A 5,851-nucleotide genomic window follows, 5' to 3' on the forward strand; every position below is an offset into this window, starting at 1 on the left:
CCGCCATCGAGTAGGAAGATTTCTTTCTTTTTGAGGCTGCCCTGCTGGTTAATCAGCCATAAATCGCCTGTGGGACCTTCCGGTTGGGGGGCGAGTGGGCTGAAAAGCCCCACGGCAGGCAGCCAGGGCCGCGCGATCGCTGGCGGACAGGCATTGCAGCTCGCCGACACGCTTGCCGGCGCCCTGCAGCAGGCTGTCCAGCACCTGCTCCATGTTGCCGCGCAGGCGCGCCACGGCGTCGGAGCTGAAGTGCGCGCGCAGGTACTGGTACTCGATTTCCAGGCGCTCGCCGACACGCACCGCGAGGTCCATCGGGATACTGGTCTCGTCCTTCGACTTCAGTTCGCCGAAACGCAGCCCCTGGGCGCTGCGCAGCACCTCGTCGACCGGGTAGTTCTCGAACACGATGATGCTGTCGAACAGCGCCTGCCCGGCCTGGCCGGCCCAGCGCTGGATGTCGTAAAGCGGTGTGTGCTCGAACTCGCGCACGTCCAGGTTGTAGCCCTGCAGCTCGCGCAGCCAGTCACCGAGGTCGGCGTCTTCGGCCGGCGCCTGGACGATGGGCAGCGTGTTGATGAACAGGCCCAGCAGGCTGTCGGCGCCGGCCAGTTGCGCGGGACGCCCGGCCACGGTGGCGCCGAAGGCTACGCGTTGCTGCCCGGTGTAGCGCTGCAGCAGAAGAATCCACGCCGCCTGCACCAGGGTGTTCAGCGTTACCCGCTGGCTGCGGGCGAAGGCCTTCAGGCGCTCGGTGGCTACCGCGTCGTAGCGGCTGTATTCCAGCCCGTGGCCGCTGCCTTCGGCCGGGCGCGCCAGGCTGTCGGCGAGCACGGTGGGCTGGGCGAAGCCTTGCAGGCGCGCGCGCCAGAAGTCCTGGGCCTGCTGCTGATCCTGCACCTGCAGCCAGTGGATGTAGTCGCGGTAGCGGCCCTGCGCGGCGATGCTCTCGCCGTTGTAGCGGCGCAGCGCTTCGGCAAACAGCTGGGCGTTGCTCCAGCCGTCGAGCAGGATGTGGTGGTGGGTGTAGACCAGCTGGTGGCTGGCCTCGGCGCTGCGCACCAGTACCAGGCGCAGCAGCGGCGGACGCGCAAGATCGAAGCTGCGGCTGCGCTCGGCGGCGGCCAGTTCGTCCAGCGCCGCGTCAATGTCCTCGCGGCCGCGCCAGTCGAGAACCTCCAGCGGCAGCTCGACGTGTTTGTGCACGGCCTGCACCGGCTGATCCAGGCCTAGCCAATGCACGCCGGCACGCAGGTTGTCGTGGGCATTCAAAGCGGCCTGCCAGGCGGCGCGGAAGCGCTCCACGTCCAGGCCCTGCACCTCCACGCGCAGCTGGTTGACGTAGACACCGCCCTCGCTGCCGTCCACGCCGTGGAACAGCATGCCCTGCTGCATCGGCGACAGCGGGTAGATATCTTCGATCTGCTGGGGGTCCAGGCCGAGCGTGGCCAGTTGCGCGGCGTCCGGCGCCTCGATGGCAGCGACGGCCACTGGCGCATCGCCTGCTACGACTTCACCGGCCACGCGGGCCAGCGCCTGCAGCGTCTGGTGCTGGAACAGGTCCTTCGGGCTCAGGTGCAGGCCGGCGGCGCGGGCGCGACTGACCACCTGGATGGAGACGATGGAGTCGCCGCCCAGCTCGAAGAAGTTGTCGTCCAGCCCCACGCGTTCCAGGCCTAGCACGGCGCACCAGATGGCCGCGAGGGTCTGCTCGCGCTCGCTCTGCGGTGCGCGGTAGGTCTTCTGCAGCAGGCTGAAGTCCGGCTCCGGCAGCGCCTTGCGGTCGAGCTTGCCGTTGGGGGTCAGCGGCATCCGCTCGAGCTGGACGATCTGCGCAGGGACCATGTAGTCCGGCAGTTCTTCCAGCAAGGCGGTGCGCAGGTCGCTCCCGATCTGGCCCGTGACATAACCGACCAGCTGCTTCACCTGCCCGGCGTCGCGGGCGATCACCACCGCCTCGCGCACGCCGGGTTGACCGAGCAGGCGCGACTCGATCTCGCCCAGTTCGATGCGGAAGCCGCGAATCTTCACCTGGTGGTCGATGCGGCCGAGATATTCCAGCACGCCGTCTGCTCGCCAGCGCGCGAGGTCGCCGGTGCGGTACATGCGCGCGTTGAGCTCCGCGCTGAACGGGTCGGCGACGAAGCGCTCGGCGGTCAGCTCCGGGCGCCCATGGTAGCCACGCGCCAGGCCGTCGCCGGCGATGTACAGCTCGCCCGCCACGCCAATCGGCGCGGGTTGCAGCTCGCCGTCGAGGATGTACAGCTGGGTGTTGCCGATGGGCTTGCCAAGCAGCGCGCGGGCGCCCTTGTCGATCTTCCAGGCCGCCGACCAGATGGTGGTTTCGGTGGGGCCATAGAGGTTCCACAAGGCATCGGTCTGCGCCGTCAGCTTGTCCGCCAGCTCGGCGGACAGCGCCTCGCCGCCGCAGAAGAAGCGGCAGCCGGCCAGGCGCGGGAAGTCTTCGTGGCCGCTGAGCAGCGTCCAGGTGCTCGGGGTCGCCTGGATCACCGTCACGCCCTCCTCCAGCGCCACGCCAAGCAGGCGCGACGGGTCGCGTGCAACATCGCGGTCGACCAGCACCACGCGGCCGCCGACCAGCAGCGGCAGGTACAGCTCCAGCGCGGAGATATCGAAGGACAGCGAGGTCAGCGCGAGGACGCGGTCCTGCGCGCCGAGGCCCGGCTCGCGGGCCATGCTCAGCATGAAGTTGACCACCCCGCCATGGCGCACCGCGACGCCCTTGGGCTTGCCGGTGGAACCGGAGGTATAGATCACATAGGCGAGATCGTCGGGCTTGGCGAGGTTCAACAAATCGCTGTCGGCATAGCCATCCAGCTGAGCCCAGTCGCGGTCCAGGCAGAACGCACGGGCACCTGTCTGCGGCAATTCGCCGAGCAGGTGCTGCTGGGTCAGCAGCAGGCGCACGCCGCCGTCCTCGAGCATGTGCGCCAGGCGCTCGGCGGGGAATTCCGGGTCCAGCGGCACGTAGGCGCCGCCGGCCTTGAGCACCGCCAGCAGCGCCACCGGCAGCTCAACCGAGCGCTCCAGGGCGACGCCGACGCGACTGTCCGGGCCGACTCCCTGCTCGCGCAGCCAGCGCGCAAGGCGGTTGGCGCGGCTGTTCAACTCGGCATAGCTGAAACTGCGCTGGCCGTCGCTGAGCGCCACCTCGGCGGGCGAGCGCTGCACCTGCTGTTCGATCAGCTGGTGCAGGCAGGCATCGCGCGGGTAGTCCATCGCGGTGGCGTTCCAGCCGTAGAGCAGTTGCTCGCGCTCGCTGCCATCGAGCAGCGGCAGGCGCGCCACCGGGCATTGCGGGTTGCGCACGATGCCTTCCAGAAGATTGAGGAAGTGCCCTGTCAGGCGTTCGATGGTCGGTGCGTCGAACTGGTCGGTGGCGTACATGAACTGCCCGCGTACCTGGCCGTCGCGGCTTTCCTCGGTGTTCAGGGTCAGGTCGAACTTGGCGATGCCGCTGTCCAGCTCCAGGCTCTCCAATTGCAGGCCGCCGGGCAGTTCACGCAGGGCGTCGCGGCGGCTCGGCTGGTGGTTGCAGGCCACCTGGAACAGCGGGTTGTAGCTCAGGCTGCGCTCCGGTTGCAGCGCATCCACCAGTTGCTCGAACGGCAGGTCCGGGTTGGCCTGGGCGCCCAGCACCGCTTCGCGGGTGCGGGCGAGGAAGGCGTTGAAGGATTCGTCGCCGTCGATGCGCACTGACAGCACCTGGGTATTCACGAAAAAGCCGATCAGCCTTTCGCTCTCGGCACGGCCACGGCCGGCGATGGGCACGCCCACGCGCAGCTCGCGCTGGCCGCTGTAACGCGACAGCAGCACCTGATAGGTCGCGAGGATCAGCATGAACAGCGTGGCGCCCTGCCCCCGCGCCAGTTTGCGCAGGGAGTCGCCGAGCGCGCGGGGCAGCTCGAAGTCCAGCGTCGCGCCGCGATAGCTCTGCACCAGCGGGCGCGGCCGGTCACCCGGCAGGGTCAGCAGCAGGGATTCGTCGCCCAGTTGCTCCTTCCAGTAGGCCAGTTGCCGCTCGCCCTCGCCGGCCGCCAGCCACAGACGCTGCCAGCGGGCGATGTCGCTGTACTGGATCGGCAAGGCGTCCAGCCCGGCCTGGGTGCCTTGCACCTCGGCGCTGTAAAGAGCGGCAAACTCATCGATCAGCACGCCGATGGACCAACCATCGGCAATGATGTGGTGCAGGTTCACCAGCAGCAGCGCTTCACCCGGCAGACGTGCCAGGTGCAGGCGCAGCAGCGGGCCTTCGGCGAGATCGAAGGAGCCCTGGGCGCACTCGTTGAGCCATTGCCGCGCCTCGGCTTCGCTACTGAAATCCTTCGCTTCCAGATGCGTCGGGCCCGGAGGCAGGATGCATTGCAGCACCTCGCCATCTGCGCTGCGGAATACGGTGCGCAGGCTTTCATGGCGCTCGATCAGCGAGGTAAAGGCACGCTCCAGCGCGCCCTCGTCCAGCGCGCCGCGCAAACGCACGGCAGCCGGGATGTTGTAGGCGGCGCTGTGCGGCTCCATCTGCCAGAGGAACCACAGGCGCGCCTGGGCCGCCGAGAGCGGCGCGTGCTCACGCCCCTCACGCAGGATCGGCAGGCGCGACAGGCTCACGCCTTTCTCGCGCAGCTGACGCAGGAAGACGATCTGCTTGTCCTCGGGCAACGCGCCAAGGCGCTCCGCGACCTGTTTCAGCTGGGCGTCCATCATTTGACTCATTACAGATTCTCCAGCTCGCCGAGCAGTTCATCCATCAGGTCCAGTTCCTCTTCCGCACTGGCGGCGCCTGCCCGCTGGGCTTCGATCCAGGCGGCCAGGGCCTCGATGTTGCTCAGCTCGAACAGACGGTGCAGCGGCAGTTCCAGGCCCAGGCGCTGACGCAGGGTCAGGCCGACCTGGGTGAGCAGCAGCGAATGGCCGCCCAGCTCGAAGAAGTCGTCGTGCAGGCCGACGCGCTCCACCTGCAGTACGTGCTGCCAGATCCCGGCCAGTTCGACTTCCAGGTCGCTGCGCGGCGCCACGTACTCGCGCAGGCTGTCGCCCAGCTGGGGATCCGGCAGGGCCTTGCGGTCCAGCTTGCCGTTCGGCGACAGCGGCATGGCCTCGAGGGCGATGATCCGCGACGGCACCATGTAGTCCGGCAACTCGCCTTGCAGCGCATGACGCAGGGCTTCGGGTTCGGCGCTGGCGACGACGTAGGCCAGCAGCACGCCGTCCCTGGCTACCACCACCGCTTCGCTCACCTGCGGGTGGGCTTGCAGGCGCGCTTCGATCTCGCCCAGCTCGATACGCAGGCCGCGAATCTTCACCTGGTGGTCGAGACGGCCGAGGTATTCGATGGCGCCGTCTTCGCGCTGGCGAGCCAGGTCGCCGGTTCGGTACAGGCGTTCACCGCTGCCGAAGGGATCGGCGACAAAGCGTTCAGCGGTCAGGCCGGGGCGCGCGTGGTAGCCGCGCGCCAGGCCGACGCCACCGATGTACAGCTCGCCGGCCACGCCTTGCGGTACCGGTTCCAGGCGCTTGTCCAGCAGCACCAGGCGCAGGTTGTCGATGGGCCGGCCGATGGGCACGACCTGCCGCGCGTTGTCCTCATCGCAGGCCCAGAAGCTGACGTCGATCGCCGCCTCGGTCGGGCCATAGAGGTTGTGCAGCTTCGCGCTGCTGCGCTGGCGGAACTGCTGCTGCAGCTCGTAGGGCAGCGCCTCGCCGGAACACATCACCTGGCGCAGTGACGGGCAGCGTTCCAGCTCGCCGGAGGCGACAAAGGCCTGCAGCATCGAGGGCACGAAGTGCAGCGTGGTGACCTGCCCCGCCTCGATCACCTGGTGCAGCGCCGCCG

The 5,851-nt window shown here is 68.6% G+C and carries 2 protein-coding genes; both read right to left on the reverse strand.

All coding sequences use genetic code 11. The annotated features are described in order from the left end of the window. Positions 1-48: 48 nt before the first annotated feature. Positions 49-4,731, reverse strand: coding sequence for an amino acid adenylation domain-containing protein (locus tag ACCC94_RS27255; protein ID WP_413352718.1), 4,683 nt, complete (start codon positions 4,729-4,731; stop codon positions 49-51). After that, positions 4,731-5,851, reverse strand: a 1,121-nt coding sequence (locus tag ACCC94_RS27260; RefSeq protein ID WP_413352719.1) for an AMP-binding protein, incomplete at its 5' end; no start/stop codon positions are given. The genes ACCC94_RS27255 and ACCC94_RS27260, both read right to left, overlap by 1 nt.

Origin of the sequence: Pseudomonas sp. Pseusp97 (assembly GCF_047304025.1) — a bacterium.
Lineage (GTDB): Bacteria > Pseudomonadota > Gammaproteobacteria > Pseudomonadales > Pseudomonadaceae > Pseudomonas.

Coding starts and splice junctions, on each gene's coding strand:
- ACCC94_RS27255 (WP_413352718.1), bottom strand. CDS start 4,731: ATGAGTCAAATGATGGACGCCCAGCTGAAACAGGTCGCGGAGCGCCTT.